Annotated in this window: 22 protein-coding genes; 15 read left to right on the top strand and 7 right to left on the bottom strand. The window is 60.5% G+C overall.

All coding sequences use genetic code 11. From position 1 onward, the window contains the following. The first annotated feature begins 1 nt into the window (after window position 1). The 13 genes from murC to P2081_RS01065 all read left to right on the top strand — a co-directional run bounded on the left by murC (window position 2) and on the right by P2081_RS01065 (window position 14,871). The gene (murC, locus tag P2081_RS01125; RefSeq protein ID WP_278921038.1) at window positions 2-1,417 is read left to right on the top strand and encodes a UDP-N-acetylmuramate--L-alanine ligase; all 1,416 of its coding nucleotides are present in this window, start codon (window positions 2-4) and stop codon (window positions 1,415-1,417) included. Between the two features lie 52 nt (window positions 1,418-1,469). After that, window positions 1,470-1,715: a DUF2484 family protein gene (locus tag P2081_RS01120; RefSeq protein WP_278921037.1), complete on the top strand. Its 246-nt coding sequence runs from the start codon at window positions 1,470-1,472 to the stop codon at window positions 1,713-1,715. Further along, a complete protein-coding gene (locus P2081_RS01115; RefSeq protein WP_278921036.1) occupies window positions 1,712-1,993 on the top strand; it encodes a DUF2484 family protein in 282 nt (93 codons plus the stop codon). The genes P2081_RS01120 and P2081_RS01115 overlap by 4 nt, the downstream gene beginning before the upstream one ends. 157 nt (window positions 1,994-2,150) lie before the next feature. After that, on the top strand, window positions 2,151-3,080 hold the full coding sequence (gene murB, locus P2081_RS01110; RefSeq protein ID WP_278921035.1) for a UDP-N-acetylmuramate dehydrogenase: 930 nt from the start codon (window positions 2,151-2,153) through the stop codon (window positions 3,078-3,080). Between the two features lie 357 nt (window positions 3,081-3,437). Continuing rightward, the gene (locus P2081_RS01105) at window positions 3,438-4,358 is read left to right on the top strand and encodes a D-alanine--D-alanine ligase (protein ID WP_278921034.1); all 921 of its coding nucleotides are present in this window, start codon (window positions 3,438-3,440) and stop codon (window positions 4,356-4,358) included. Then, window positions 4,346-5,248 carry a cell division protein FtsQ/DivIB gene (locus P2081_RS01100; RefSeq protein ID WP_278921033.1) on the top strand — a complete coding sequence of 301 codons (903 nt, stop codon included), beginning with the start codon at window positions 4,346-4,348 and terminating at the stop codon, window positions 5,246-5,248. The genes P2081_RS01105 and P2081_RS01100 overlap by 13 nt, the downstream gene beginning before the upstream one ends. Window position 5,249: 1 nt before the next feature. After that, a complete protein-coding gene (gene ftsA, locus P2081_RS01095; RefSeq protein WP_278921032.1) occupies window positions 5,250-6,584 on the top strand; it encodes a cell division protein FtsA in 1,335 nt (444 codons plus the stop codon). Window positions 6,585-6,954: 370 nt separating this feature from the next. Further along, entirely contained in the window at window positions 6,955-8,631 is a 1,677-nt protein-coding gene (ftsZ, locus tag P2081_RS01090) for a cell division protein FtsZ (protein WP_278921031.1), read from the top strand. A gap of 210 nt (window positions 8,632-8,841) precedes the next feature. Continuing rightward, window positions 8,842-9,777, top strand: coding sequence for a UDP-3-O-acyl-N-acetylglucosamine deacetylase (gene lpxC, locus P2081_RS01085; protein ID WP_278921030.1), 936 nt, complete (start codon window positions 8,842-8,844; stop codon window positions 9,775-9,777). A gap of 308 nt (window positions 9,778-10,085) precedes the next feature. Then, entirely contained in the window at window positions 10,086-10,934 is an 849-nt protein-coding gene (locus P2081_RS01080) for an outer membrane protein assembly factor BamD (protein WP_278921029.1), read from the top strand. 34 nt (window positions 10,935-10,968) lie between these two features. Beyond that, window positions 10,969-12,615, top strand: coding sequence for a DNA repair protein RecN (gene recN / locus P2081_RS01075; RefSeq protein WP_278921028.1), 1,647 nt, complete (start codon window positions 10,969-10,971; stop codon window positions 12,613-12,615). 142 nt (window positions 12,616-12,757) lie between these two features. After that, window positions 12,758-14,440, top strand: coding sequence for a chloride channel protein (locus P2081_RS01070; protein WP_278921027.1), 1,683 nt, complete (start codon window positions 12,758-12,760; stop codon window positions 14,438-14,440). A 242-nt stretch (window positions 14,441-14,682) separates the two neighbouring features. Next, window positions 14,683-14,871: a hypothetical protein gene (locus tag P2081_RS01065; RefSeq protein ID WP_278921026.1), complete on the top strand. Its 189-nt coding sequence runs from the start codon at window positions 14,683-14,685 to the stop codon at window positions 14,869-14,871. Window positions 14,872-15,206: 335 nt separating this feature from the next. On the opposite strand, the gene P2081_RS01060 is transcribed toward P2081_RS01065, so the two are convergent. The 5 genes from P2081_RS01060 to P2081_RS01040 form a co-directional block, all read right to left on the bottom strand. Continuing rightward, window positions 15,207-15,548 carry a DUF427 domain-containing protein gene (locus tag P2081_RS01060; protein ID WP_278921025.1) on the bottom strand — a complete coding sequence of 114 codons (342 nt, stop codon included), beginning with the start codon at window positions 15,546-15,548 and terminating at the stop codon, window positions 15,207-15,209. A gap of 63 nt (window positions 15,549-15,611) precedes the next feature. Continuing rightward, window positions 15,612-17,402 carry an aminopeptidase P family protein gene (locus tag P2081_RS01055; RefSeq protein WP_278921024.1) on the bottom strand — a complete coding sequence of 597 codons (1,791 nt, stop codon included), beginning with the start codon at window positions 17,400-17,402 and terminating at the stop codon, window positions 15,612-15,614. Between the two features lie 159 nt (window positions 17,403-17,561). After that, the gene (gene cobT, locus P2081_RS01050; protein WP_278921023.1) at window positions 17,562-19,439 is read right to left on the bottom strand and encodes a cobaltochelatase subunit CobT; all 1,878 of its coding nucleotides are present in this window, start codon (window positions 19,437-19,439) and stop codon (window positions 17,562-17,564) included. A 166-nt stretch (window positions 19,440-19,605) separates the two neighbouring features. Continuing rightward, window positions 19,606-20,592 carry a cobaltochelatase subunit CobS gene (gene cobS / locus P2081_RS01045; RefSeq protein WP_278921022.1) on the bottom strand — a complete coding sequence of 329 codons (987 nt, stop codon included), beginning with the start codon at window positions 20,590-20,592 and terminating at the stop codon, window positions 19,606-19,608. Between the two features lie 256 nt (window positions 20,593-20,848). Beyond that, window positions 20,849-21,472 (bottom strand): DnaJ domain-containing protein, encoded by a 624-nt coding sequence (locus P2081_RS01040; RefSeq protein ID WP_278921021.1) that lies wholly within the window; start codon window positions 21,470-21,472, stop codon window positions 20,849-20,851. Window positions 21,473-21,578: 106 nt separating this feature from the next. Between P2081_RS01040 and P2081_RS01035 the strand changes: the two genes are divergently transcribed. Further along, complete coding sequence (locus P2081_RS01035; protein ID WP_232400443.1) at window positions 21,579-21,836, top strand: BolA family protein; 258 nt, start codon at window positions 21,579-21,581, stop codon at window positions 21,834-21,836. A 101-nt stretch (window positions 21,837-21,937) separates the two neighbouring features. Here the strand turns inward: P2081_RS01035 and P2081_RS01030 are convergent, their stop codons facing one another. After that, window positions 21,938-22,435 (bottom strand): DUF4177 domain-containing protein, encoded by a 498-nt coding sequence (locus P2081_RS01030; RefSeq protein WP_278921020.1) that lies wholly within the window; start codon window positions 22,433-22,435, stop codon window positions 21,938-21,940. Between the two features lie 189 nt (window positions 22,436-22,624). Then, on the bottom strand, window positions 22,625-24,136 hold the full coding sequence (gene gatB, locus P2081_RS01025; protein WP_278921019.1) for an Asp-tRNA(Asn)/Glu-tRNA(Gln) amidotransferase subunit GatB: 1,512 nt from the start codon (window positions 24,134-24,136) through the stop codon (window positions 22,625-22,627). A 218-nt stretch (window positions 24,137-24,354) separates the two neighbouring features. Between gatB and P2081_RS01020 the strand changes: the two genes are divergently transcribed. Next, a complete protein-coding gene (locus tag P2081_RS01020) occupies window positions 24,355-26,742 on the top strand; it encodes a Tex family protein (protein WP_278921018.1) in 2,388 nt (795 codons plus the stop codon). Window positions 26,743-26,914 lie beyond the last annotated feature (172 nt).

The raw sequence follows: 26,914 nt of genomic DNA, 5'->3' as shown, positions 1-26,914 counted from the left end.
CATGAACCCTGCAACCAAACTGCCCGGCGATGTTGGCCCCATTCATTTTGTCGGCATCGGCGGCATTGGCATGTCCGGTATTGCCGAAGTGCTGCTGAACCTTGGCTATGTGGTGCAGGGCTCTGATCTGAAGAGCTCCAAGATCACCCAGCGGCTGGAAAAGCTGGGCGCGCTGGTCTTTGTCGGCCAGGAGGCAAAAAACCTGGAAGGCGCTGCGGTGGTTGTGATCTCGTCTGCGATCAAGCCCGGCAACCCGGAACTGGACGAAGCGCGCCGTCGCGGGCTGCCGGTGGTGCGCCGTGCAGAAATGCTGGCGGAACTGATGCGGCTGAAATCCAATATCGCCATTGGTGGCACCCATGGCAAAACCACCACCACCACCATGATGGCAGAGCTGATGGTCGCGGGGAAGTTTGATCCTACCGTGGTCAATGGCGGCATCATTCATGCCTATGGATCCAATGCCCGCATGGGGCAGGGCGAATGGATGGTGGTCGAGGCGGATGAAAGTGACGGTACCTTCAACCGGCTGCCTGCCACCATCGCCGTGGTCACCAATATCGACCCGGAGCACATGGAGCACTGGGGCGATTTTGACACCCTGCGCGATGGCTTTTACGAATTTGTCTCTAATATTCCCTTCTACGGCGTTGCGGTCTGTTGCACTGATCACGCCGAGGTGCAGGCGCTGGTTGGGCGCATTACCGACCGCCGGGTGGTGACCTATGGGTTCAACGCCCAGGCCGATGTGCGCGCCCTCAATCTGACCTATAAGGCGGGGGTTGCGCATTTTGACATTCACCTGCAGGCCGAAGACCGGATGATCGAGGGCTGTAGCCTGCCTATGCCGGGGGATCACAATGTTTCCAATGCGCTCTCGGCTGTGGCTGTGGCGCGGCATCTGGGCATGAACAGCAGCGAGATCCGTGAAGCGCTGGCCAATTTTGGCGGCGTCAATCGCCGCTTTACCAAGGTCGGAGAGGTCGACGGCGTTACCATCATTGATGACTATGGCCATCACCCGGTGGAAATTGCGGCGGTGCTGAAGGCGGCACGTCAGGCCATCGCCGATACCCCGGGTGCGCAGGTGATAGCGGTGCACCAGCCGCATCGCTATTCGCGCCTGGCGGATCTGTTCGAAGATTTCTGCCTCTGCTTCAACGAGGCCGACGTTGTTGCCATCGCCGAGGTCTTTGCCGCCGGCGAAGACCCGATCCCCGGTGCCAGCCGCGACGATCTGGTGGCGGGGATGATCCGCCATGGGCACCGTCACGCCCAGGCACTGCTGAGCGAGGATGACCTGGAAAGCCTGGTACGCGAGAAGGCCCGGCCGGGTGACATGGTGGTCTGTCTGGGCGCGGGCACCATCAGCACCTGGGCAATTGGCTTGCCGGACCGGCTGCGCCGCGCCAGCTGATGCTGCGGCCTGCGGATAGGCCGGTGCGCAGACAGCGGGGCCGCCCTGCGCCATGAGCATTCTTGCGGCCATCCTCTGGGTTTTTGCCAGCACCGCAGTTGCCATGCTGCCGGTAGAGCGGCATTTTGTACCGGGGCGGATCCTGTTGGCGCTGGCACCGCCGCTGCTTATCTGGCTGGGTGTCACCCAGGGCTGGGGTCTGGTGGTCTTTGGGATGTTTGCGGTGGTATCAATCTATCGGCGTCCGATCCGCTATTATTGGACGAAATGGCGCCAGCCAAAGGGTGCAAAGGAATGACCGTTTCATTGACACTTGCGGCCCTGTGGGCCTTGCTGGCCAATCTGCTTGCAATGCTGCCCAGCCGTGACAATCACTGGCGGCGCGCCTATTTCCTGCTGGCCACCGGTATTCCGCTGCTTGGCTATGTGACGTATGAAAATGGCCCATGGTGGGGGCTGGCGGTGTTTCTTGCCGGCATGAGCCTGCTGCGCTGGCCCGTCATCTATCTGCTGCGGTGGCTGGGAATTGCCCCGTCCCGCGACACCGTGGCGGCAGAGGAGGTGGATGCCGACTAGGCTGGCGCAAGGGCGTTTCGGCCAAAAGCCGCCTTAGATCGATCCGGCGCGCGGTTTGGCACCACAGAACCGTTGTCTTCATCCCTGCTGACGGGATAGAGGCGATTGAAAGTCAAGAAGATGGTCCCACAGGGTCGGGCAAAGGGAAGAGCGTTTGATGATTATCGAAGGGATCCGTGGCAAGCTGACGCAAAACCGTGATCTGTCCGAGCTGACATGGCTGCGGGTGGGCGGTGCTGCCGACTATCTGTTCCAGCCCGCTGATATCCAAGACCTGCAGCATTTCTTGTCGCATCTACCAAGGGATGTCGCGATTTTTCCCATGGGGGTTGGTTCGAATCTGATCGTGCGTGATGGGGGGCTGCGGGCGGTGGTTATCCGTCTGGGGCGCGGCTTCAATGCAATTGAAATCAATGGGGATCGGGTGACCGCTGGCGCTGCGGCGCTGGATGCCCATGTGGCGCGCAAGGCCGCCGAGGCGGGGCTGGACCTGACCTTCCTGCGCACCATTCCCGGTTCCATCGGCGGGGCGGTTCGCATGAATGCGGGCTGCTATGGCTCTTATGTGGCGGATCACTTTGTCTCGGCCCGGATGGTCACCCGCGACGGTGCGCTGCGTGATATCACCGCCGAGGACTTGCAGTTCCAGTATCGCCAGACAACCCTGCCGGAGGGCGCCGTTCTGGTCTCGGCTACGCTGCGCGCGACCGCAGGAGAGCCCGAGGCGCTGCAGGCTCGCATGGCGGCGCAGTTGAAAAAACGCGATGAGACCCAGCCGACAAAAGAACGTTCGGCCGGGTCGACCTTTCGTAATCCGGCTGGGTTTTCCTCGACAGGGCTGGCTGACGATGTGCAGGACCTGAAGGCCTGGAAGGTGATTGATGATGCCGGGCTGCGTGGGGCATGCGTCGGTGGTGCCCAGATGAGCGAGAAGCATTCGAACTTCATGATTAACACGGGTGGCGCATCTGCCGCAGATTTGGAAACTTTGGGCGAAGATGTCAGAAAAAAGGTTTACGCCAATTCCGGGCTGACGCTAGAATGGGAAATCATGAGGGTCGGAGACCCCCTGTTCGAGCAAAAATAACAACGTCGAGACATTTTGGGTAATCCTATCTTTTCAAACAATTTTAGTTTGATAGAAGGTATGGACCGTTGCAGGGCGCAGACAGGCAGCTTCGGATCTGAACATGGTAAAGCGGCCATTAATACCCCGGTAATATTTGCGGCGTTATGATGGCGGAAACAGCCCCGGAGATGGGCGTGAAGATACGGCGGCAGGCAGCCTAGGCAGTTGTTTGTGGCGATGGCAGATCTTGGATCTGGCACCAGGAACAGGGGCGATCAGCCCTGGTACGAGACGGGCAATGACCCAAAGATGATGTGGGCCGGTTTCAGGCTCCAATAACCAAGGGCAAAAGCCCGATAATTTTGAGGCGCTATCGTGGGTGAGTCGAGCAGAACACTCCCGAAAGTGGCGGTACTACTGGGCGGGCCCTCTGCAGAACGTGAGGTCTCTCTGTCGAGTGGGCGTGAATGCGCAGCCGCGCTACGGGGCGAAGGATTTGAGGTCACAGAGCTGGACGCGGGGCCGGACCTGGCCGCACAGCTGACTGTGATCAAGCCGGATGTGGTCTTTAATGCTCTGCATGGACGCTGGGGCGAAGATGGCTGTGTTCAGGGCCTGCTGGAATGGATGGGCTTGCCTTATACCCATTCTGGTGTGCTGGCCTCGGCCCTGGCGATGGACAAACAGCGCAGCAAGATGGTGTTTCAAGAGGCAGGCCTGCCGGTGATGGCAAGTGGCCTTTTCCCCAAACACGCGGTGATGGCGGACCATGTGATGGTGCCGCCCTATGTCGTCAAACCCAATAATGAAGGTTCCAGCGTCGGCATCTATCTGGTGCATGAGGCGGCCAACGGCCCGCCGAGCCTTTCGGCGGAGATGCCCGAAGAGGTCTTGGTCGAAGCTTTCGCGCCGGGCCGAGAGCTGAGTGTTTCGGTGCTGGGGGATCGCGCGCTGGAGGTTACCGATATCCTGACCGATGGCTGGTATGACTATGATGCGAAGTACAAGCCGGGTGGCTCGCGCCACGTGGTGCCGGCTGACATCCCGGCCAAGATCCGCGACCTGTGCCTGGACTATGCGCTGCGGGCGCATCAGGCCCTGGGTTGTCGCGGGCTGAGCCGGACCGACATCCGCTGGGACGAAACCAAAGGCGCCGATGGGCTGATCCTGTTGGAGACCAACAATCAGCCCGGCATGACGCCAACCTCGCTGGCGCCGGAACAGGCCGCTCACTGCGGTATCTCTTTTGGTGCGCTCTGTACCTGGTTGGTTGAGGATGCATCATGCGGACGTTGAAGGATCGGATTACTGGCAACGCCCGCAACACGCATAGTCAGGCGGACCCGGCGCCATCTCGGCTGAAGTATCGGTTGCAGCGCTGGATGCTGACACCCGGCATTCGCTTTGGCTTGAAATTTGGCGTGCCTTTCTGTCTGACCCTGGCGGCGGGCGGTGCCTTTTTGGCGGATGCGGCGCGACGCGAGATGGTTTCTGACACCCTTGCGTCTTTTCGGGCTGCGATCGAAGAGCGCCCTGAATTCATGGTCAATGTCATGGCAGTGGACGGGGCAGGGCCTTCGGTGGCGCAGGATGTGCGCGAAGTGCTGCCATTTGATTTCCCGATCAGCTCTTTTGATCTGGATCTGGCACAGATCCGCGCCGAGATCGAAACCCTGGCACCGATCAAGGCCGCGAATGTGCGTATTCGCCCTGGCGGCATCTTGCAGATCGATGTGGAAGAGCGCACTCCGGCCCTGATTTGGCGCAGCCATGAGGGCCTTGCGCTATTAGATGAAAGCGGTGCCCATGTGGCTGAACTGGGCCGCCGCGCCATGCATCCGGACCTGCCGCTGATTGCGGGGCGTTCTGCCGACGTCGTGGCGGTCGAAGCGTTGGAGTTGATCGAAACGGCGCGCCCGCTTGGTGGGCGGTTGCGCGGGCTGGTACGGATTGGCGAACGCCGCTGGGACATGGTTCTGGACCGGGGGCAGCGTATCTTGTTGCCACAGGAACACCCTGTTCAGGCGCTGGAGCGGGTGATCGTGGTGAGCGAAGTACAGGACCTGCTGGAACGCGATGTCGCGGTGGTGGATATGCGGATTGCAGCACGGCCAACCGTGCGCATGACAGACCATGCAGTAGAAAACTGGTGGCGCATCAGAGAGTTGAACGAGGGTGGGTTCTAGGATGACGGATCTTTATCAGTCCCAGCGGGCGATGCGGCAGATGCGCCGTCAGGCGCTGCAGCGCGGTGTTGTGGCGATTTTGGATATTGGCAGCTCAAAAATTGCCTGCCTGGTGCTGCGCTTTGATGGCACCACGCGGCTGAGCGAGGATAACTCCATCGGTTCTCTGGCCGGGCAGTCGGGGTTCCGGGTGATTGGCGCGGCGACCACGCGGTCGCGTGGGGTGCAATTTGGCGAAATCACCGCCATGCAAGAAACCGAACGGGCCATTCGCACTGCCGTGCAGGCGGCACAAAAGATGGCCGGATTGCGGGTGGATCACGTGATCGCCAGCTTTTCTGGTGCCAATCCGCGCTCTTACGGGCTGGATGCCAAGCTGGATCTCGATGGCCAGGAGGTCTCTGAATCGGAAATCGCCCAGGTTCTCGCGGCCTGTGAGGTTCCGGAATATGGCGCCGGGCGTGAGGTACTGCATGCGCAGCCGGTGAATTTTGCGCTCGACAATCGCAGCGGGCTGGAAGATCCGCGTGGCCAATTGGGACAGACCCTGGCAGTGGATATGCATATGCTCACCGTCGATACCGGCACGGTGCAGAACCTGGTGCGCTGCATTCAGCGCTGCGATCTTGAACTGGCGGGAATTGCCTCCTCTGCCTATGCGTCGGGCTATGCAGCCCTGGTCGAAGATGAACAGGAACTGGGGGCTGCCTGCATTGACATGGGCGGCGGGTCCACCTCGATTTCGATCTTTATGAAAAAACACATGATCTATGCCGATGCGGTGCGCATGGGCGGTGATCACATCACCAGCGATATCTCGATGGGGCTGGGCGTGCCGATGGCCAATGCTGAGCGGATCAAGACCTTTTGTGGGGGTGTGCATGCCACCGGGGTGGATGATCGCGACATGATTGATATCGGTGGGGATACCGGCGATTGGGAACATGACCGGCGCAGTGTCAGCCGGGCGGAACTGATCGGCATCATGCGCCCACGGGTTGAGGAAATCCTTGAAGAGGTGCGCACGCGCCTGGATGCGGCCGGGTTTGAATACCTGCCCAGCCAACAGATTGTGCTGACCGGCGGCTCTAGCCAGATCCTGGGCCTTGATGGGCTGGCGACGCGCATTCTGGGACAGCAGGTGCGGCTGGGGCGTCCGCTGCGGGTGCATGGCCTGCCGCAATCGGCCACTGGCCCCGGCTTTGCCGCCGCGGTTGGGCTCAGTCTCTTTGCCGCGCACCCCCAGGACGAATGGTGGGATTTTGAAACGCCAGTTGATCGCAATTCCGGTCGCTCTTTCAGCCGCGCTGTGCGCTGGTTCAGGGATAATTGGTAGGGCAGTCAAGAAAATATCCCCAGCCTGTGGAAAACTTGAAGCGTCTGGGTGACAGGGGCAAAAAAAACGGCTAACAAAGATTTAACTGTCGCAAAAGCGACACCGGCATACCGAGCAGTGTGCAGCCATAACTTTCAAAGTTTGCCCCTGGCATTTTGCCGGGGCGCTGCGCCTGTTGTGGTGGGCGAAACAAATTCTACCAAATCTGCCGGGATGAGCGAAATTTTGCGGATTTCACCCAGTATGATAGCCATATTTTGTGGTGTTTTTCGTTTTTTGGGATGACGAGACTCTGCCATCACGGTATGATTGTGGCGGATATAGACAGGAATAGCCCTTGCGGGAGGGCTTATAGATAGGCGGAAAGAGCATGACATTGAACCTTTCGATGCCCGGGCAGGAAGAACTGAGCCCTAAAATCACCGTGTTCGGTGTTGGTGGTGCAGGTGGTAACGCGGTCAACAATATGATCGCGAAAGAACTGGAAGGCGTCGACTTTGTCGTTGCCAATACCGATGCGCAGGCGCTGCAGCAGAATGCCGCCAAGAGCCGCATCCAGCTGGGGGTGAAAGTCACCGAAGGGCTCGGCGCTGGTGCGCGGCCTTCAGTTGGCTCTGCCTCGGCAGAAGAAAGTATCGAGCAGATCGTTGATCACCTGGCCGGGGCGCACATGTGCTTTATCACGGCCGGGATGGGCGGAGGCACCGGGACAGGTGCCGCGCCGATCATCGCGCAGGCCGCACGAGAGCTGGGCGTTCTGACGGTTGGTGTTGTCACCAAGCCGTTCCAGTTTGAAGGCAACAAGCGGATGAAGCAGGCCGAAGAGGGCGTCGAAGCCCTGCAAAAGGTCGTAGATACGCTGATCATCATTCCAAACCAGAACCTGTTCCGTCTGGCCAATGAAAAGACCACCTTCACCGAGGCCTTCTCGATGGCTGATGACGTTCTGTATCAGGGTGTCAAAGGCGTCACCGATCTGATGGTGCGCCCCGGCTTGATCAACCTCGACTTTGCCGATGTGCGCGCCGTGATGGACGAAATGGGCAAGGCGATGATGGGCACCGGCGAGGCCGAAGGCGAAGATCGCGCGGTTCAGGCCGCCGAGAAAGCGATTGCCAACCCGCTGCTGGATGAAATCAGCCTGCGCGGTGCCAAGGGCGTTCTCATCAACATCACCGGCGCGCACGATCTTACCCTGTTTGAACTGGATGAAGCTGCCAACCGGATCCGCGAAGAGGTGGACCCAGAGGCAAATATCATCGTTGGCTCCACGCTTGATACGGCGATGGAAGGCAAGATGCGGGTGTCTGTTGTTGCAACGGGCATCGATGCCACTGACGTGATGACCGAAATTCCGGTCCCGCGTCGGCCGATGTCCGCGCCGCTGAAAAAATCTGTCAGCGTTGAAGATGCACGCCCGGCTCCGCTGGAGCTGAACGCCCCGGTGGAACAGCCACAGGTTGCAAGCGCAGAAGCCGCGCCTGCACCGCAGGAACCATCGCTTTTTGAAGGCATGGAAGGGCAGCACGCCGCCCAGGTGCCAGTGGAAGATGTCTTTGAACCGGTTGAGGACCTGGGCCAGGACGGTCTGCCACAACCCGCTTATCAGCCACAGGCTCCGGCAGCCCAGGCGCAGCCAGAGGCCTCTTTTGTGGCCCCCAAGGCCCCCGCACCAGGAACACCTTCTGCCGATGCAATTGTGCGGTTGCAGGCGGCCGCCGCGCGGGCCCAGCAGGGGCAGCAATCGGCGCAGCCCGCACCGGTACAGCAACATCTGGCGCCCCAGCCGCAGATGCAGCAGCGTCCAATGGCCGCCCCCGGCGCGCAACACGCCGAGGCGCAGTCTGAACAGCGCCGGTTTGGCCTGAACTCGCTGATCCACCGGATGACCGGCAGCGCCGCCGAAGGGCAGTCTGCCAAACCGCAGCCGGTGCGCCAGCAGCCGCCGATGCAGCAGCAGGCCGTCGCACCGCAGCAGCAGCAAGAGCCTGACGCAGATCAGGAACGGATCGAAATTCCTGCTTTCCTGCGCCGCCAAGCAAATTAATCTTTCACTAATCAAGATTAAGAGGCCGCCTTTGGGCGGCCTTTTTTCTATTTATTGCAATAAGTTAGCTATATCTAAGCAGTGTTTTGCCGATCTGTTACAGGGATGTTTCAATCCGTTACAAAGATTGAGTTGTGGCTTTTTCGTGAAATCCTTACCTGTTCAGTCAACACGGCGCACGTCGCCGGACATGGTCAGTAGGAGCACAAGGTGCAGAATACGCTTAAAGCATCGGTGACATTTGAAGGGATTGGTCTGCATTCAGGTCGATCCGCCCGTCTGGTGATCAAGCCGGCCGCTGCCGACCATGGCATCGTTTTCAAACGCACCGACATTGCTTTGGGCAATCGCATTGTTCCGGCTCTTTGGGATCATGTGGAACGCACCGCGCTGTGCACCCGCCTGGTCAATGGCGCTGGTGTCAGCGTCTCCACCGTCGAACATCTCATGGCGGCGCTGGCGGGCTGCGGCGTACACAATGCGCTGATCGAACTGGATGGCCCGGAAGTTCCGATCCTTGATGGATCTTCCGCACAGTTTGTGCGCGGGATCATGGGGCAGGGCATTCGCCGCCTGACAACACCGGTGACGGCCATCGAAGTGCTGAAGCCGGTCACGGTTGAAAAGGACGGTGCCACTGCCACGCTGGTTCCCTGTGATCGCCTGATGATTGAATTTCACATCGACTTTGCAGAGCAGGCCATTGGCCGCCAAAGCCGGGCCTTGGACCTGCGCAATGGTGCCTTTGTGCGCGAACTTTGCGACAGCCGCACCTTCTGCCGTCGCGCCGATGTAGAGGCCATGCAGGCCAATGGATTGGCCCTGGGCGGTGTGCCGGGTGAAAATGCGATCGTCTTTGATGGCAGCCAGGTTGAAAGCGGTGAAGGCCTGCGCCACTCGGATGAGCCGGTGCGCCACAAGATGCTGGATGCGCTTGGCGATCTGGCGCTGGCCGGTGGGCCGTTGCTGGGGCACTATACCGGTGATCGCGCGGGCCATGCGCTAACGAACACTCTGCTGCGGGCGCTCTTTGCGACGCCTGGGGCAGTGCGCCGCGTTGAATGCGATGTGGCGATGGCATCCCGCCTGCCGGGCCAGGGCCTGGTGCGCTCGGAAATCCCCGGCCTTAGCCGTCAGGTTGCCTGAAACCTGCCCGTCCAATCCTTTACAATTTTCGGTGGCCTCGGCGTTTCGGACCGATTGAATTGTCGTGTACGGCTGCGCTCTGACCTTATTCACCCCTATGCCTATGGCCCCGTTTCGGCGGGGTTTTTGCCTGTTCTGCCCTCGGCAGGCGGCTGTTGCACGTTTGTCAGGCTTGACCCTGCCAAACATTCTCTGCCAAGTGGGGGCGAAGCGGGTGAAAGGCGTTTTGCACGCCGGATGAATGTGCTAAACGGGGCAGAACCGGGGCGTATACACCCGACAGTCAAAGACGGTGAGGTTTAGGCAATATGATCGGCATCAAGGCAGGAGCCAAATTCATCGGCGCGGCTCTTTTGATGGCAGCACTTTCTGGATGTGGTGGGGACGGTGGTGCCTCTGAACAGGCAGTGCCGTTGGAAACCTACACCCCCCAGCAGATTTTTGAGCGCGGCGAATTTGAGCTGGCCCGCAATCGTACTGAGGATGCCGCCTATTATTTCTCTGAAATTGAGCGGCTCTATCCCTATTCGGAATATGCCAAGCAGGCCCTGATCATGCAGGCCTTTGCCAATCACCGCTCCAAAGACTACGAAGGCAGCCGGTCTGCGGCCCAGCGGTATATCGATTTCTATCCTACTGATGAAGACGCGGCCTATGCGCAGTATCTTCTCGCGCTCAGCTATTATGATCAGATTGACGAAGTTGGTCGTGACCAGGGCCTGACATTTCAGGCGCTGCAAGCGCTGCGCACCGTGATCGAGGTTTATCCCGACAGCGAATATGCCACCTCGGCTATTCTGAAGTTTGATCTGGCCTTTGACCACCTTGCCGGCAAGGAAATGGAAATCGGTCGCTATTACCTGCGCCGGGGCCATTATACATCAGCAATCAGCCGGTTCCGTGTGGTGGTCGAGGATTTCCAGACCACAAGCCATACCGCCGAAGCGCTGCATCGCCTGGTAGAGGCCTATCTGTCGCTGGGCCTGACTGAGGAGGCACAGACCGCTGGCGCCATTCTTGGCCATAACTACCAATCGACCGATTGGTATGAAGACAGCTATAAACTGCTGACATCACAGGGGCTCAAGCTTAAAGATCGTGGCAATAACTGGCTGAGCCAGATCTATCGCCAGTCGATCAAAGGGCGCTGGCTGTAACTTTCCTGACGACGGAACAGGCGGTAAACCGGCTATGCTGCGCGCACTTGATATTCGTGATCTGCTGATCATCGACCACCTTGAACTGGCGTTTCAGCCGGGGCTGAATGTGCTCACCGGGGAAACCGGCGCGGGCAAGTCTATCCTGCTGGATTCGCTGGGCTTTGTTCTGGGGTGGCGCGGCCGTGCCGATCTGGTGCGTCAGGGCGCGGCCCAGGGCGAGGTGATCGCGGAATTCGACCTTGCGCCGGATCATCCTGCCCATGCCATTCTGGAGGAGGCCGGACTGCCCGGTGGGGCGGAATTGGTACTGCGCCGTATCAATACCGCCGAGGGGCGCAAGACGGCCTGGGTCAATGACCGGCGCTGTTCCGGCGAGGTGCTGCGCCGCCTGTCTGAAACTCTGGTAGAACTGCATGGCCAGCATGATGATCGTGGGCTTTTGAACCCGCGCGGCCATCGGACATTGCTGGACGCCTTTGCTGCATCTGGCGATCTTCTGGCGCAGACGCGCGGGGCCTGGCGGGCGCTCGCCAAGGCGCAGCAGCGGGTGCAATCGACGCGCGACGCGCTGGATGCGGTGCGGGCCGAAGAAGAATTCCTGCGCCATGCGGTGGCCGAGTTGGATAAGCTGAACCCCGAGGCGGGCGAGGATGAAACGCTGGATGAACGCCGCCGCCAGATGCAGCAGGCCGAGAGGATCCGCGGTGATATCGCCCGCGCCCATGCCTTGCTGAGCGATGGCGCCGAGGCCTCTTTGGGAGAGGCGCAGCGCTGGCTTGAAGGGGTGGAACGGGCCGAGGAAACCGGGCTGAATGCGCCACTAAGCGCGCTGAGCCGCGCCATGGTCGAGTTGGGCGAGGCTCAGGATGGGGTGACACGCATTCTCGAGGGGTTGGACTTCAACCCTGGCGATCTGGAAGACTGCGAAGCGCGCCTGTTCGAAATTCGTGCGCTGGCGCGCAAATATGCGGTGCAGCCGGATGAGCTGGCCGCGCATGCGGATGTCCTTCGTGGTAAGCTGGCCGATCTGGATGCCGGTGATCGCGACCTGGCCGATCAAGAGGCGGCGCTGCGTCTGGCCGAAACTGATTATCAGGCAGCCGCCGAAGCCTTGAGCGCCGCGCGTCTGGCATCAGCAGAGGCGTTGGACCACGCGGTGATGGCAGAACTTGCACCGCTGAAGATGGAGCGCGCCGTTTTCAAGACCAATGTGGACCCCGCAGAACCCGGCCCCGATGGTCAGGATGCGGTGGCCTTTACCGTGGCGACCAACCCTGGTGCGCCCTCCGGGCCGTTGAACAAGATTGCCTCGGGCGGAGAGCTGAGCCGGTTCTTGCTGGCGCTGAAGGTCTGCCTGCGTGGCAGTGATCAAAGCAAGACACTGATTTTTGACGAAATTGATCGCGGCGTCGGCGGCGCGACCGCAGATGCGGTGGGGCGGCGGCTGAAATCCCTGGCTGGTTCAGGCCAGGTCTTGGTGGTGACGCATTCGCCGCAGGTTGCTGCCCAGGGTGGCTTTCACTGGCGGGTCCAAAAACGGGTTGAGGCGGGCAGTACCCTATCCGAAGTCGTGCCGCTGGACGCGGGTGAGCGTGTGGATGAAATTGCCCGAATGGTTTCTGGCGATACCATCACACCAGAAGCCCGCGCTGCGGCCCGCGCACTATTGGCTAGCTAAATTTGCATGCCCTGGCACCGGGGTGTTCTGGCGCGGCGGGGCCAGAAAAAACTGGGCTATGGTGAAATCCCAATTAAATATTTACGATATCAGAGATATTTTTTGATCTAGCCCGCGCACATACCAGCCCCTACAGGACCCCATGCCCCAGCAGCCAGGCCTTTCCGTCACATCTGTTCTTGCCCAGGGCCGGTCTGCGGCGCGCGATCTGTGGCGGGTTCTGCTGCACCGTGGCCCCAGCCAGTTTCAGTTCTGGGTGATTGCGCTGCTGATCGGCATCGGCGCGGGCTTTGCGGCGCTGCTGTTTCGCAAGGGAATTTCCGCCCTGCAGGCCTGGGTTTATGGCGCGGATGACGTGAAATACCTGCATAGTTTTGCCGCCGATCTTCCCTGGTACTGGCTGGTTTTGATAGCCGGTATCGGCGGACTGGTGGTGGGGCTGCTGCTGGATCGCTTTACCCCCGATGGTCGGGTGCGATCCGTCGCGGATGTGATCGAAGGCGCTGCCCTGAACGAGGGACGCCTTGAAGCGCGCTCTGGCCTGGCATCGGCATTGGCGTCGTTTCTGACGCTGTCAACGGGCGGTTCCACTGGGCGTGAAGGGCCGGTGGTTCATCTGGCCGGGGTCATGTCGAGCTGGGTCAGTGACAAGATCCGCGCCGATGGCATCACCGGGCGTGATCTGCTGGGCTGCGCGGTGGCGGCGGCGGTCTCTGCCAGTTTCAACGCGCCAATTGCAGGGGCGCTCTTTGCGCTAGAGGTGGTGCTGCGTCATTTTGCCGTGCACGCCTTTGCACCGATTGTGATCGCCTCGGTTGCGGGCACCGTGATCAACCGTCTTGCCTATGGCGATGTCGCGGAATTTTCGATGACGACGCCGGGGGCCTTACAATTCTATGTGGAATTGCCGGCCTTTCTGATGCTGGGGGTGATTTGTGGGTTGGTTGCCGTTGTGCTGATGCGGGCGATCTTTTTTGCCGATCATGTCGGCGATGTGGTGCAGCAGCGGCTGCGCATCCCGCGCTGGCTGCGTCCGGCAATTGCTGGGTTGATGCTGGGCTGCATTGCCATCTGGTATCCGCATATCATCGGCGTCGGCTATGAAACCACTGAACTGGCGTTGACAGGCGGGCTGGTGCTGTCACAGGCGCTGATCTTTGTGGTGGCCAAAACAGTCGCCGTGGCGATCACCATGGGCGGCCGGATGGGGGGCGGCGTGTTTTCACCGTCTTTGATGATTGGGGCTATCACCGGCCTTGCCTTCGGGCTGGTGGCGACTTCCTTCCTGCCGGATGTGTCTGGCACCCATACGCTTTATGCTTTTGCCGGCATGGGGGCGGTGGCCGCAGCCGTGTTGGGGGCACCGATTTCCACCACCCTGATCGTGTTTGAACTGACTGGGGATTGGCAAATTGGTCTGGCGGTGATGGTGGCTGTGTCGATTTCCACCGCTCTGGCCTCGCGGCTGGTTGATCGTTCCTTCTTTCTGACCCAGCTGGAGAGACGCAATGTGCATTGTGCGGCGGGGCCGCAGGCCTATCTGTTGACGATGCTGAGAGTCGGCACGGTGATGCGCCCGCTAGAGGATCCGCGCGCCCCCAGCCTGGAGGCCTGCGAGGCGCTGTGCGAACAGGACCTTTGCTTGCGGGTTGATGCCACGCTAGAGGCGGCGCTACCGCTCTTTGATCGCTCTGATCTGCCGTTTCTGCCGGTCATAGGCCTGGATGACGGCGGCAAAACCATACTGGGGGCAATCTACCATGTGGATGCTCTGAAATCTTATAATCGCGCTTTGATTGCGGTCGCAGCCGAAGAACATAGCTAGCAGAGCCGCAAGCTGTGCATGGCGTCGTAGAATCAGTTTCTGAGCGTGCCGAACAGCCCAAAAAACGAGCTGACACGGCGGGGAGTCAATGGGAAAGAGGCGCAATCTGTTGCAAATCCCCATCATTTTTACGCTATCTGCTTCACAAATAGGTTAATTTTTACTTTCTATTGATTAACCGCTTCAACTAACGGAATTTGGCAGAACGGTAATAAAAGTTAGAAAAGTGCGGAAGGAAGAATATGCGTACTTTAGAAAACGGCCCAGAAGAGGCCGCGCAAGACCGTGTTGTAGGCGAGCGGGAAAAAGAAAAGGCTTCTTTGGAAGCACTGATTGAATATACGATTCAATGCGCGCTAGAGACCAATGTCTTTAGCTCTGATGATCGGCTGGAAGATATGCGGCGCAATCTGTGCCGCGCAGTTCTTTAACAGGTTTTCCGCGCGTCGATGTGTACAGGCTGTGCACAGGGCTGCCGGGTTTAACGAGTGAACCATATCGAGATATTTGGCCAGGGTTCTGTCGGATGCAGCTTGCACCCGGACGAGGAGCTATTTGCCTGCTTGCGGTTGTCAGGTGTTAGCCTGAGCTTGTGCCGCTCGTTTTCTGACGGCAACTGACACTGTATTGGGGCTGGGCGGAATATGTGTGGCATCAACTGCTGTGGCGATGATCACCCAGCTGTCCTGCCAGCAGACGAACGCGCGGGTGTTGGCCGCAGGGCGGCAACGGGACTGCCAGACCTCGCCCGGCAGCCATCGCGGCCTCAGATCTGTTCTACTTTGACAGAGTCGCCGGTATGAAAGGCAAGATAGCCCTTGATCTCCGACAGCGCCTCATTCGGAGATTCATAGCTCCAGACCACATTTTCCGTGATCGAGGATTTGTTTACGATCGAATAATAGGTCGCATCGCCCTTTAGTGGGCAATGGGTGGTCTTGTTGCTGGGATCAAGAAAGGCAATGGCGATGTCTTCGCGGGGGAAGTATATTGCTGGGGCATGGCCCTCTTCGTCCAGTTCCAGCGCACGGGTGCTTTCGCCAAGCACCGCACCACCAGAACGAACAACCCAGGTGCCTCCTGCTTTGCGAATACGGATTGTGCTCATAGTCTTCCCCCTGATTGCGTCTCTAGGCATATCCATATGCCTTAAATATGTAACAAGCTGATATCAGATTGGCCGGGTGACGTCATCCAGCCAAGCGCGTGCATCTTCAGTAACGTAGGGGCGCAGTTTCTCTGCGGTTTCACGGTGGTAGGCGTTGATCCAGTCGCGTTCTGCCGCAGTCAGCATATCGAGGCAGATCAACTGTCGGTCGATGGGCGCATAGGTCAGCCCGCGCCAGCTCAGCATCTCGCGTTCCGGGTCAGCGCTGTCCAGCGCCGGGGCCGGTTCGACCACCAGCAGGTTTTCGATGCGAATACCAAAGGCCCCTTCGCGGTAATAGCCCGGTTCATTCGACAGAATCATCCCCACTTCCAGCGGCACGGTAGAAACCCGGCTCAGGCGTTGCGGGCCTTCATGCACACTGAGATAGGCGCCAACACCGTGGCCCAGCCCATGATTGAAATCCTGCCCGGCCAGCCAGAGCGGCATCCGGCCGATGGCTTCGATATCGCGGCCTGCCAGCCCCTTTGGCCAACGCAGGCGCGAGATGGCGATCATTCCTTGCAGTACCCGTGTAAAGGCGGCGCTTTCGACGTCACCGGGCGTGCCAATGGCGATGGTGCGGGTGATATCGGTGGTGCCGTCCAGATATTGTCCGCCACTGTCGAGCACCAGCAGATGGCCCTCTTCCAGGCGGCTGTTGGTCTCTTCGGTGACCCGGTAGTGCATCACTGCGCCGTTTTCACCGGTGCCGGAAATGGTTTCAAAACTGATATCGCGCAGGGCGGGGTCACGGCGGCGCAGCTCTTCCAGGTGTTTGGCCACCTCGATCTCGGTCACCGTGCCACTGGGTTGGGCATCCAGCCAGGCGAGCAATTCCACCACGGCGGCGCCATCGCGCAGATGGGCGGCGGCAGAGCCGGCGATTTCAGCGGCGTTCTTGCGGGCCTTGGGCAGGGCGCAGGGATCGCCCGCATCTACCAGATGATCCCCAAGCGCATCGGCGACGATCTGCGGCAGGCTGGTGGCATCGACACTGACCTTGCCGCCAAGCGCCTGCACCGCGCCAAGGAAATCGCTGGGCGGATGGCAGGCGACACTGGCGGGTAGGTGATCGGTGATTTGATGCAGCTTTTCAGGCGCCATGAACAGATCAACCCGCGCATCATCATGCAGGATGGCGAAGCCATGTGCCACCGGGTTACGGGGAATGTCGCCACCGCGAATATTCAGCAGCCACATGATGCTGTCGGGCAGGGTGATCACGGCGGCGCTGTGACCGGCGGTGCGCAGATCCGCTGCCAGCCGGGCGCATTTGTCAGCCGCAGCTTCGCCAGCATAGCTCAGCGCGTGGGGCAGGGCAGGCTGCAGCGGCGGCGCGGGCTGGTCCTGCCAGATCCGGTCAACAAGATTGTCGCATTGCACCAGCTCGATCCCGGATCCTGTCAGGTCTTGCACCAGGCGAGAGATCTGGTCGCTGGCGTGTAGCCAGGCATCATAGCCGACCTTGCCGCCCTGTGGCAGTTGCTCTTTCAACCAGCTGGCAAGGGATACCTCGGGCCAGGGCACCGGGGTGAAATCGGCAGCGACCTGACGCTTGACCTGGGTACGGTAGCGACCGTCAATGAAGACGCCGGCTATGGTATCAAGCACGGCGCAGAACCCGGCTGACCCGGTGAACCCCGTCAGCCAGCTGAGCCGTTCGTCACGCGGGGCGACATATTCGCCTTGATGGGCATCGGCGCGGGGCACAAGAAAACCGTTCAATCCATCGCGGGACAGCTCTGCGCGCAGGGCTTGCAGGCGGGGAGGCCCCTGTTCGGGGCGCGCAGTGACGTCAAAATTCTGAAACATGGCAGTCTCCTCGATGGTTTTATCTGGTCTCGGGCTAAGCGGGCGTTGGTAAGGACGCCGGGGGCCCTGCCAAATGCGGCAGGCCCGGTAGTGGGGGCACGCCAACAGCAAGCACGGCCGACAGGGCTGGCCGCTGTTGGCGCGGATGTTGTGCAGGGGCTAGCCGACGTTGCGTATGCCCATGACCCGCGCGCGGGCGCGGGGGTCGCTGTCAAACAGGGCAGCCAGCTGTTCGGTCATGGCGCCGGCCAACTGTTCAACATCGGTAATCGTGACGGCGCGGTCGTAATAGCGGGTCACATCATGGCCAATGCCAATTGCCAGCAGTTCTACCTGTTTGCGCTTTTCCACCATGGCGATCACATCGCGCAGATGCTTTTCGAGATAGTTGGCCGGGTTCACCGAGAGGGTGCTGTCATCAACGGGCGCGCCATCAGAAATCACCATCAGGATCTTGCGGGCCTCTTGGCGGCCCAGCATCCGGCGGTGGGCCCATTCCAGCGCCTCGCCGTCAATGTTTTCCTTCAGCAGGCCTTCTTTCATCATCAGCCCCAGATTGGGGCGCACCCGGCGCCAGGGACTGTCGGCGGATTTATAGATGATATGGCGCAGGTCATTCAGGCGCCCCGGCATCTGCGGCCGCCCGTCATTGAGCCAGGCCTCGCGGGCCAGCCCGCCTTTCCAGGCGCGGGTGGTAAAGCCGAGGATTTCAACCTTGACGTTGCAGCGCTCTAGCGTGCGGGCCAGAACATCGGCGCAGATCGCGGCGATGGAAATGGGCCGCCCCCGCATCGAACCAGAGTTGTCCAGCAGTAATGTCACCACGGTATCGCGGAATTCGGTGTCTTTTTCGCGCTTGAAGGATAGGGGTGTTGTCGGGTTGGCAATCACCCGCGCCAGACGGCCGGCATCCAGAATGCCTTCTTCCAGGTCAAATTCCCAGGACCGGTTTTGCTGGGCCTGCAGGCGGCGCTGCAATTTATTGGCCAGACGCGACACGGCACCTTTCAGCGGTTCCAGTTGCTGGTCGAGATAGGCGCGCAGGCGCTCCAGTTCGGCAGGTTCCGCCAGATCTTCGGCGGCGATTTCTTCGTCATTGGCGTCAAGAAATACCTTGTAATCCGGGTCGGCCTCGGATGCTGCGGGCGGCGGAGGTGGGTCCAGCGGCGCTTCACCGTCTGGCATTTCGGTTTCTTCCGTCAGCTCTTCCTCGGCCATCTCATCCATAGAGACCTGGGCCTGGCTTTCGTCCTGCTGTTGCTCCTGGGCCTGTTCGGCATCGGCTTCGGATTGCTCGTCGTCGGAATCATCTTCGCCGTTGCCATCGGGGTCGGGCTGTTCTTCGGCGTCGTCCTCGGCCTCGTCATCCTGGTTGTCGTCCAGTTCATCCGGGTCATCGCCCAGCTGGTCGCCATAGCCGAGGTCAGCAATGATCTTGCGGGCGAATTTGGCAAATTCGGACTGATCGGCGATCTTGTCGTCAAGGTTTTCGAGTGTTTCCCCGGCCTGAGCTTCAATAAAGCCGCGCCACAGCTCCATCACATTATCGGCGCCCTCGGGCAGGGGGCGACCAGTGGCCAGATGGCGCACGAGATAGCCAGCCGAAGCCGCCAGTGGCGCCTCGGATGAGCTCTTCATCTGGTCATAGCCACGCCGGATGGCCTCGTTGCGGATTTTTACGTCGATATTGCTGGCGGTGCCGGGCATGTGCCGCGCGCCCATGGCCTCGCAACGGGCGGTTTCCATGGCCTCGTACAGATCGCGGGCCATTTCCCCCTGGGGGGTGTATTTGGCATGGGTGGCATCGTCGTGGAACTTGCGGCGCAGGGCGAGGGCATCCGCGGTGCCACGGGCCAGCAGCACCTCTTCGCGGGTCATGCGGCGGCTAACCTGCGGCAGGCGCATATTGTCACCGGACACACCCGAGGGGTCGACGGTATAGGAAACGCTCAGCTCCGGATCATCGGCCATGACCTTGGTGGCCTCGGCCAGGGCCTTTTTGAACGGATCAGCGGGATTGTCGTTTTGTTTTCTCATGGTCGCACCTTGTCCCTGATGAGCATCCCCCCTCTTCTTGGGAAAGTCCAGTCGAGCGGCAGCGAAAAGGGCGGCGCCAGACCCGGCGGGGAGGAAGCGAAGCGCCCGACCCGTGGGGGACGGGACGGGCGCTGCCCGGCCTTGCGACCGGGCGGCACGTCACAAATCAGCCCAGTGAAACGCTGGCAGCGCTTTCGGGCAGCTCTTCGTCAAAGCAGCGCTGGTAGAACTCGGCGACGGTCTGGCGCTCCAGCTCGTCACATTTGTTCAGGAACGACAGACGGAAGGCATAGCCCACATCGCGGAAGATTTCGGCGTTTTGCGCCCAGTTGATCACGGTCCGCGGCGACATCACCGTCGACAGATCGCCATTCATGAATGCGGTCCGCGTCAGATCCGCCACGGTGACCATCTGGCTGATGCTCTTGCGGCCGACCTCGGTGTTGTAATGGGGCGCCTTGGACAGCACGATCGCTGTTTCGGCATCATGGCTGAGGTAGTTCAGCGTCGAGACCAGCGACCAGCGGTCCATCTGGGCCTGGTTGATCTGCTGGGTGCCGTGGTACAGCCCGGTGGTATCGCCCAGGCCGACCGTGTTTGCGGTGGCGAACAGGCGGAAGAACGGGTTCGGGGTGATGATCTCGTTTTGGTCCAGAAGCGTCAGCTTGCCGTCATGTTCCAGTACCCGCTGGATTACAAACATCACGTCGGCGCGGCCTGCATCATATTCATCAAACACAATTGCAACCGGGTTGCGTAGCGCCCAGGGCAGGATGCCTTCGTGGAATTCGGTGACCTGCTTGCCGTCGCGCAGTTTGATCGCGTCCTTGCCGATCAGGTCGATCCGGGAAATGTGGCTGTCAAGATTGACGCGCACCGAGGGCCAGTTGAGCCGAGCGGCGACCTGTTCGATATGGGTCGATTTGCCTGTGCCGTGGTAGCCTTGGATCATCACACGGCGATTGTGCGAGAAGCCCGCCAGAATGGCCATGGTGGTGTCGGGATCAAATTTGTAGGTGTTGTCGATGGCCGGAACACGGTCTGATCGATCGGCAAAGCCCTTGATAGTCATGTCGGTGTCGATGCCAAAGACATCGCGGACCGAAATAGTATCGGTCGGTTTTGTATTCATATCCAGCATGCCATCGGTCATCGTCGTCGATCCTTGTTCCTCTCCCGCGGCTGCGGGGCCAATCCGGGGGATTGGTGCCTGATCTTGCGATGAAGGGCAAGGGGCAGAGTAGGTGGCAGCCAAATAACGTGGTGTTGCGGTGAAACTGGCCTTATCGCTGCTGAAATATATGCACCAGAACTGGCCTGGTCGCGGGATCGGTTGTGCGGTGGGCGCGCAACAAAAAGGGCAGCCCGTGCTGCCCTTTTGCCCATGGATTTAACGCAGGCGCTGCGGCCTATTTGAAGCTGCGGCTGTCCTTGATCTGTTCCCAGGCCCAGCGAACCTCTTGCAGCTGTTCTTCCTGGCTGCGGTCGCCGCCGTTCATGTCGGGGTGCAGCACCTTGATCAGCTTTTTGTAGGCCTTGCGAATGTCCGCCTTGGACCAGTCATCCTTGGCCTCCAGCACTTCGATGGCGCGGCGTTCGGTTGCGGGCAGGCGGCGCCCTGTTGCGGCGGAACGGCCCGGATTCTGCGTGGCGTTCCCGCCCAGTACCTGATGTGGGTCTTCAATGCCCAGCCGGGCCCAGGCGCGAGCCTCGGGATCGCCCATAGGTTTGGTCTGGCGTTCCCAGACCTTGTCCTTGGATTGCTGGGCGTTCAGTTCTGCCTCGGTTGTACCCTGGAAAAAGTTCCAGTGGTTGTTGTATTCGCGGACATGGTCCTGGCAGAACCAGAAGAAATCATCCAGAACATCGGGGGCCTTGGGGGCGCGAAACTTGCCGGCCTCCTCGCAACCCTCTTTGTCGCAGACCCGTACTGAGGTCTCTGAGGCGCCAGACATGCTGCGGCGGCCACGCGGATTTTTCTTTTTGGCAGAGCTGACGGACATATCGAAACCGAAGGGATCTGATTTGCTCATGTGGGGCACTTTCTAGACGCAGCTGTTCGACTCGGAGGCAGCAGTTTAGTCTAAGGGGCGTCAGATTGAAGGGGGGCAGAGAAATAAATATGAGGATGAGCAGAATATGAGCATAAATACGGAAATGGAACAGCGGCTGCGGGCTGCCTTTAACCCTACCGCCCTAGAGGTTGTGGATGACAGCAACAGCCATATCGGTCACGCTGGCCATGATGGCAGCGGCGAGAGCCACTTTAACGTGATGATCCGCGCCGCAGCCTTTGCCGGGCAAAGCCGGGTGCAGCGGCACCGGATGGTGCACAAGGCGCTGGGGGACATCGTGCCGCGCATTCACGCGCTGGCGCTGGACATCGGCAGCGACTGACCAATGAAAAGCGCATAACAGGTGCCCCCGATCACGCAGGAGGGGGCGCCCGCTAATTGCTGCCTACTATTTTCTGCATGGCGTGTGGCCTTTGGCGGCGGTCAGGTTTCGTCCGTTGTGCGGCGTTCTGCGCGGGCTTTCAGCGCCGCTGTCATGCCGGAAACCGGGCTGAGTTCTTCAACGCCATCATCGGCCTGCATCTTGGCCGCGCCCAGGCCTGGGACGGGGGTGGCATCCGCTGGCGCTTCGGGGTCGCCAGCCGTGGCAGTCAGGACGGGGGCTGTGGTTGCGGCTGTGTCTGTCGCGGAAACAGGGGGGGCAACCGCAGGCGCGGCCACCTGCGGCGCGGCCTGTGTTGTTGCCGGGGCAAGTGTGCGACGAAACACCAGGACATTGCGCCAGTTCGTGGTCGAGCCGGTCAGGCCCGAGCGTTCTTCCGAGGGCAGCAGTTCCGCGCGCTGATATTCCCAGCCTTCGGCGGCCATCTCGTTGAGGGTCATCTCAACCGAATTGGCAAAGCGGCTTTCAGGGGTCTTGACGCCCTTGGCCTTGGTGCCCTTGTGCGGGGCGGGAACAACTTTGTACTCGAAAGCTTGCATGCTGGTCTCCTGACTTGGAGCGCAGGTTTACCCGATGCAGGCGGAGCGTCAAGCGCAGGGACGCGCCGTTTCAGTTTGCCGCCTGTTTATCCTGGCCTTGCTCCGGCGGGGGCGTCACTGTGGTCACCAATAGAAAAGGCGGCCCTGCATATATGCAGGACCGCCTTTTTACGTAGGTTTTAGGTGCGTTTAGCTACCAAGTTTCTGGGCAACCAGCTGGTTTACAGCCTTGGGGTTGGCCTTGCCGCCAGTGGCCTTCATTACCTGACCCACAAACCAGCCTGCCAGTTTGGGGTTTTGCTTGGCTTTTTCCACCTGGGCGGGGTTGTCGGCGATGATCTGGTCCAGCGCGGCTTCAATGGCACCAGTGTCTGTCACCTGCTTCATGCCGCGCTCTTCGACGATCTGGGCCGGGTCGCCTCCCTCGGTGTAGACGATTTCGAACAGATCTTTGGCGATCTTGCCGGAAATGGTCTCTGCCGTGATCAGTTCGACGATGCCACCCAGCTGTTCCGGTGTGACCGGGCTATTGGCGATATCCGCCTCGTCTGCCTTCAGGCGGCCAAACAATTCGTTGATCACCCAGTTGGCTGCCAGCTTGCCGTTGCGCCCTTCGGCCACGGCTTCGAAATAGGCGGCAGAGGCCACATCGGCAGTCAGCACCGAGGCGTCATAGTTCGACAGGCCAAAATCGGCGATGAAACGGGCCTTCTTGGCGTCGGGCAATTCAGGCAGGGTGGCGGCGATTTCATCCACCCAGGCCTGTTCGATTTCCAGCGGCAGCAGGTCGGGATCGGGGAAGTAGCGATAGTCATGCGCTTCTTCCTTGGACCGCATGGAACGTGTTTCGCCCTTGTCCGGGTCATAAAGACGGGTTTCCTGATCGACCTCTCCACCGGCTTCGACAATGGCGATCTGGCGGCGTGCTTCGACTTCGATAGCCTGCTGGATAAAGCGCATGGAGTTCATGTTCTTGATTTCGCAGCGGGTGCCCAGATGAGAGAAGTCCTTGCTTGCCTGGTATTTTTCATACTGGCCGGGCAGGCAGATGGAGACGTTGACATCGGCACGCAGGTTGCCGTTTTGCATATTGCCGTCGCAGGTGCCGAGGTACTTCAGGATCTGACGGATCTTGGCAATATAGGCGGCGGCCTCTTCCGGGCCACGGATGTCGGGGCGGCTGACGATCTCCATCAGGCAGACGCCGGTCCGGTTGAGATCGACAAAGGACATATTGGGATCCATGTCGTGGATCGACTTGCCCGCGTCCTGTTCCATATGGATACGTTCGATGCCCACGGTGCGCGCGGTGCCATCGCCCATTTCCACCAGCACTTCGCCTTCGCCAACGATGGGGTGGTACAGCTGCGAAATCTGATAGCCCTGCGGCAGATCCGGGTAGAAATAGTTCTTGCGGTCAAAGGCCGACCAGAGGTTGATTTCCGCTTTCAGCCCCAGCCCCGTACGCACAGCCTGTTCAACGCAGTATTCGTTGATTACCGGCAACATGCCGGGCATCGCCGCATCCACGAAAGAGACGTTGGAGTTTGGCTCGGCGCCGAATTTGGTCGAGGCGCCGGAAAACAGCTTGGCGTTGGAGCTGACCTGGGCATGCACTTCCATACCGATGACCAGTTCCCAGTCATGTTTGGCGCCCGAAATCACCTTGGGCTTGGGGAGTTCATATGTCAGGTCGAGCATCTTGCATCGGCTCCTTTGATCGCGTTTAGCAGGCGTTCTAGGCCAGCGGGCCATGCGGGGCAAGAGGCAGCAGAGATTCTGCCGCGCCAATGGGGAATTGGGCGGCGAAATCCTGCAATTGATCTGTACTCCGGCGCAGCCGAGTGCACGCGAACCCTTGGCGCGACGGCGCGGCAGAGCTATGAAGATCGCCCGAGCAGAACGAAGAGGACGCATTCTTGGAAACCGCAGCCCGCATTGCCCAGACGATTGCCCGTGAAATCGGTGCCGCCCCGAACCAGGTGAACAGCGCCGTGACACTGTTGGATGAGGGCGCGACAGTCCCCTTTGTGGCGCGCTACCGCAAAGAGGTGACAGGCGGGCTGGACGACAGCCAGCTGCGCACTCTGGCAGAACGGCTGTCATATCTGCGAGAGCTGGAGGCACGGCGCGCGGCGATCCTCGACTCGATCAAATCGCAGGACAAGCTGAGCGATGATCTGGCCACATCCATCGCCAGGGCCGAGACCAAGGCGCAGCTGGAAGATATCTATCTGCCCTATAAGCCCAAGCGTCGCACAAAGGCGATGATTGCGCGTGAAAACGGGCTTGAACCACTGGTCGAGGCGATCCTGGGGGATCACGGCGCCGACCCGGAGGCGCTGGCGGCAGGCTATATCACCGAGGCGGTGCCCGGCACCAAAGAGGCGTTGAACGGGGCGCGTGACATTCTGACAGAACGGATGACGGAAAACGCGCATCTCTTGGGGCGACTGCGCCAGTTTCTGCAGGCCGAGGCCAGGCTGACCGCGCGTGTGGTCGATGGCAAAGAGCAGGACGGAGCCAAGTTTTCCGACTATTTCGACCATAATGAACGCTGGGCCGATGTGCCCTCACACCGGGCGCTGGCGATGCTGCGCGGCGCCAATGAAGGCGTGCTGACGCTGGATATTGGCCCCGAACCCGAAGAGGGGGTGGCGCGGGCCGAAGCCATGGTGGCGGCAGAGCTGGCCGCCAGCGGCACTGGGCCGGGGGACAAATGGCTGCGCAAGGTGGCTGGCTGGACCTGGCGGGTGAAGCTGAGCCTGTCGATGATGCTGGAACTGATGTCGGATCTGCGCGCCCGGGCGCAGGAGGATGCAATCCAGGTGTTTGCCCGCAACCTGCGCGATCTGTTGTTTGCCGCGCCAGCCGGTGCGCGACCGACGCTCGGGCTGGATCCGGGCATTCGCACCGGCGTCAAGGCGGCGGTGGTCGATGCAACCGGGAAAGTGCTTGCCACTGAAACGATATATCCTTTTCAGCCAAAGAATGATCTGCGCGGGGCGCAGGTCGCAGTGCTGAAACTTATTGCGGAACATGGGGTTGAGCTGATCGCCATTGGCAACGGCACCGCCAGCCGCGAAACCGAACGGATGGTGGCCGAGGTGATTAAACATCTGCCCGCCAAGGTGAAGGCACCCACCAAGGTGGTGGTGTCCGAGGCTGGTGCTTCGGTCTATTCGGCCTCCGAACTGGCTGCGCGCGAATTTCCCGATCTGGACGTCTCCCTGCGCGGTGCGGTGTCGATTGCGCGTCGCCTGCAGGATCCGCTGGCGGAACTGGTCAAAATCGAACCCAAGAGCATTGGCGTCGGACAGTACCAGCACGACGTCGACCAGCATCGCCTGTCGAAATCGCTGGAGGCGGTGATCGAGGATGTGGTGAACGCCGTGGGGGTTGATCTCAACATGGCGTCGGCACCTCTCTTGGCGCATGTCTCTGGTCTGGGGCCTGGCTTGGCCGAGGCCATCGTGGCGCATCGCGATATGAACGGTGCCTTTGCCACCCGCAAAGAATTGTTGAAGGTCGCGCGCCTTGGCCCCAAGGCCTTTGAACAATGTGCCGGTTTCTTGCGTATTCGCGACGGGCAAGAGCCGCTTGATGCTTCCTCTGTGCACCCCGAGGCCTATAGTGTGGCCCGCCGGGTGGTTGCAGCCTGTGGGCGTGATATTCGCCAGATCATGGGCGACAGCAGCGCGTTGAAAACGCTGCGGGCAGAACAGTTTGTCGATGCGAGTTTTGGTCTGCCCACGGTGCGCGATATCTTCAGCGAGTTGGAAAAGCCGGGGCGTGACCCGCGCCCATCCTTTGTCACGGCGACCTTTGCCGAAGGGGTCGAGACGATGAAGGATCTGAAGCCTGGGATGGTGCTGGAGGGCACGGTCACGAATGTGGCGGCCTTTGGGGCCTTTGTGGATGTCGGGGTTCATCAGGATGGGCTGGTGCATGTCAGTCAGCTTGCCGATAAATTTGTCAAAGATCCGCATGAGGTGGTGAAAACCGGCCAGGTGGTAAAGGTCACCGTGACCGAAGTCGATGTGACGCGCAAACGGATTGCCCTGACCATGCGCAAGGATGGCGGTGCTTCGGCCCGCGAAGAGCGCAATGCCCGCAGTGCCGAGGATGGGGCCAAGCGCGGGGTTCAGGGGCGTGGTGCCAAAGGCAGCGGTGGCAAGGGCGGCGGATACCGAGGCGGCGGCAAAGGCGGCAATATGTCTGCGGGTCCAAAGGAGGGCGGCGCGTCGCAGGGGGGGCAGACTGGGGCCCTGGGGGCTGCCTTGATGGATGCGTTCAAGAAGACCTGATCCATCGCGATGGCGGCGCGGCTCGGGTATGCCAAAACGGGTCCGGACCGGGTCCGAAGAATGCCCCCGCGACAGCGCGGCCAGCGTAGACAGAGCAAACCGCGCAGCCAGAGCAAGGGCCGGGAGTTTCCCGGCCGGTATGCCTGTTTCATCCGATCCTGCCCGACGGGCC

It is taken from the genome of Pseudophaeobacter profundi (genome assembly GCF_029697505.1).
GTDB classification, from domain to species: Bacteria; Pseudomonadota; Alphaproteobacteria; order Rhodobacterales; family Rhodobacteraceae; genus Pseudophaeobacter; species Pseudophaeobacter profundi.
This window is presented reverse-complemented; position numbering and strand designations above follow the sequence as displayed.